Annotated in this window: 2 protein-coding genes and 1 tRNA gene; 2 read left to right on the top strand and 1 reads right to left on the bottom strand. The window is 68.2% G+C overall.

What is annotated here, in order from left to right:
- Both ABWK99_RS15140 and ABWK99_RS15135 read left to right on the top strand, forming a co-directional pair.
- Positions 1-1,885: UPF0182 family protein (locus ABWK99_RS15140; RefSeq protein WP_372595526.1), on the top strand; the 1,885-nt coding region annotated here is incomplete at its 5' end.
- 127 nt (positions 1,886-2,012) lie between these two features.
- A tRNA-Met gene (locus tag ABWK99_RS15135) sits at positions 2,013-2,086 on the top strand.
- 229 nt (positions 2,087-2,315) lie between these two features.
- Here ABWK99_RS15135 and ABWK99_RS15130 read toward each other — a convergent pair.
- On the bottom strand, positions 2,316-3,047 hold the full coding sequence (locus ABWK99_RS15130; RefSeq protein ID WP_372595525.1) for a hypothetical protein: 732 nt from the start codon (positions 3,045-3,047) through the stop codon (positions 2,316-2,318).
- Between the last annotated feature and the right edge of the window lie 128 nt (positions 3,048-3,175).

Below are 3,175 nucleotides of genomic sequence, written 5' to 3'. Positions count from 1 at the left end.
GAGCATCCGCCTGCTCGACCCGGCGATCGTCTCGCCGTCCTTCGGCCAGCTCCAGCAGAACAAGCAGTACTACGGGTTCGCCGACACCCTCTCGGTCGACCGCTACTGGATCGACGGCGAGAGCCGCGACACCGTCATCGGTGTCCGTGAGCTCGACCTCGAGGGACTGGGCGACAACCAGCGCACCTGGATCAACGACCACACGGTCTACACGCACGGCTTCGGCGTCGTCGCGGCGTACGGGAACACGACCTCGTCCGACGGTCGTCCGGCGTTCTTCGAGGGCGGGATCCCGTCGACCGGTTCGCTCGGCGAGTACGAGCCGCGCATCTACTTCGGGCAGAACGTGCCCGACTACTCGATCGTCGGCGCACCGGAGGGGACCGAGCCCTGGGAGCTGGACTTCCCGGACGACGCGGCCGGCGGTCAGGTCAACACGACCTTCCCGACGCAGGAGATCAGCGCCGGACCGAGCGTGGGCTCCCTGTGGAACAAGCTGCTCTTCGCGATGCGCTTCGGGTCCGAGCAGATCCTGTTCTCCCCGCGTGCCACGGCCGAGTCGCAGATCCTGTTCGACCGTGACCCCTCGGACCGGGTGGCGAAGGTCGCCCCGTACCTGACGCTCGACACCCGCGTGTACCCGGCCGTCGTCGACGAGAAGGTCGTCTGGGTCGTGGACGGCTACACCACCTCGGACGGCTACCCGTACGCGACGTCCAAGGCGCTCGACGCAGCGACGGCCGACTCCCTGACCGCCACCAACGGCATCGCGGCACTGCCGCCTGCCGAGGTGAACTACCTGCGCAACTCGGTCAAGGCCACCGTCGACGCCTACACGGGCGAGGTCACCCTGTACGCCTGGGACGACGAGGACCCGGTGCTCGCGGCCTGGCAGCAGGTGTTCCCGAGCACGGTGAAGCCGCTCAGCGACATCTCCGGCGACCTGATGAGCCACCTGCGCTACCCCGAGGACATGTTCAAGGTGCAGCGCGACCTGCTCGCCTCGTACCACGTGGGCGACGCCGCCGGCTTCTACTCCGGTCAGGACTTCTGGCTGACCCCTGACGACCCGACGAGCCAGGGGACGACCAAGCAGCCGCCGTACTACCTGACGCTCAAGATGCCCGACCAGGAGGAGCCGACCTTCTCCCTGACCACCACGTTCATCCCCGGTGGAAACACCGACCGGAACGTGCTGACGGGCTTCCTCGCGGTGGACGCCGAGCCGGGCGACCAGGACGGGGTGCGCTCCGAGGGCTACGGCACCTTGCGGCTGCTCGAGCTGCCGCGTAACACCACGGTGCCCGGGCCAGGTCAGGTGCAGAACAACTTCGACGCGAACACCGAGGTGTCGAGCTACCTGAACCTGCTGCGCCAGGGCAACTCGACCGTCGTCCAGGGCAACCTGCTGACGCTGCCCGTCGGCGGCGGTCTGCTGTACGTGCAGCCCGTGTACGTGCAGTCCTCGCAGGACACGAAGTTCCCGCTGCTGCAGCGCGTGCTCGTGGCCTTCGGTGACCAGATCGGGTTCTCCGAGACGCTCGGCGGGGCGCTGGACCAGGTGTTCGGCGGCGACTCGGGCGTCGACAGCCCGACGCCGGGGACCGACGCCGGACAGGTGCCGGACGCCCCGGTCGAGGGGGAGCCGACCACCGAGCCGACGGCCGAGCCCACTCCGACGCCGACGCCCACCACCTCGGCGCCGACCGGGCCGGTGGCCGACGCGAGGGACCGCCTCGACGCCGCGCTCGCCGACGCCAGCAAGGCGCTCCAGGACGGCCAGGCAGCGCTCGCCGACGGCGACTTCGCGGCCTACGGTGCCGCGCAGGACCGTCTCCAGGCAGCTCTCGAGGCAGCCATCGCAGCGGAGAGCGAACTGGGCTGATCCCCGGGCCTGCGGGACGTCACCGCAGGTCAGGGCTTCGCCATCGAGGGCGGGGTGGGTGCGCACAGCACCCGCCCCGCCTTCGATTTGGCCCTCAGGGATCCGCAACGTAAGGTTGTCCTACCGACGCGGGGTGGAGCAGCTCGGTAGCTCGCTGGGCTCATAACCCAGAGGTCGCAGGTTCAAATCCTGCCCCCGCTACTTGTGAAGGTGCAGGTCAGAGGCCCTTTCGATCTTCGGATCGCGAGGGCCTCTGGCGTTGTGGTCAGCGGATGGTCAACATCGCCCGCCGCCAAGTGACCGCCGCCAAGTGACGGACGGACTCGGGCGGAGACCGTCGGCGGCGCACGGGATGCAGGCCGACATCGGAGGGGCGCTAGCTAAGCTCGTCCGACGACGTCGTACGACCGGAGCGCTTTTCGAGGCATGCTCACACGTCCGATGGACTGCTCTTGGAGTTCTCCTGCGGAAGATCCACGACGTGTCCGTTGGGTCCATACCAACGGACCTCTCCGGAGGTGAACTTCACCTTGCCGATCAGGCGTGTGCTCAAGTGCCACTCGGTGAGGTCGGGCTCGTCACACCTTTCATCGGCCTTGAATCCCCAGGGGCGGCGCTCCTCGCGCCGTAGATCAGGCGCGGAAAGGTGCGGAGGCATCGGGTAGTCACCGCTGACGGCGCACAGGGATTGCCGCACGTACTCGATGTAGTTCAGCAGGTCACTGGCGTTGCGCTGCCGCTGGTCCGTTGAGCGGTCAGGTTGCTCTGACTGGTTGAACCGGATCATCCACGTCAGTGCATCCCATCGCTGTCGCAGTTCCGCCGGCAGCGCGTGTGCGTGGCTGGAACCTGCTTGTAGCAGCGCCGAGGCGCGACCGCTCCGCTCTCGATGAATGTCCGCTGTCGCCGGGACTCGCACAAGAGACGCCGAGCGGTCCCTGTCGTCCACCTTGACCGTTGTGAAGTCCGCGAGCGCCGCAATTAGCTGATCTGCGGCGAAAGATCGCCGCCGGTCCTCGTCGGCGTGCTGCGCTTCCCGCCGCTCGGTTGCCGCCAGGTCGGTCTCGTGCTTCAGGACCTTGGCAGTCTGCCGTGAGCCCACCCAAGCGGAGAGAGCGCCGCCAACGATCGCGCCGAGGAGGGCCGCAGGCAACTCGGTCATGCTCAGCAATGTAGCCTCCGGCACCTGCAACGCCGCGCGCCGGCGTGCCCTCCGTGTTACCCGACGAGCTCCGGAAGCGGGCGATCCGGATCGAGGGCCTTTCCGTACGCGCTGGGAGCGGTTCGGCG

The organism is Actinotalea sp. (genome assembly GCF_041597215.1).
GTDB lineage: Bacteria > Actinomycetota > Actinomycetes > Actinomycetales > Cellulomonadaceae > Actinotalea.
Note: the sequence above shows the minus strand (reverse complement) of the source record. Positions and strands in the feature narration are given on the sequence as shown.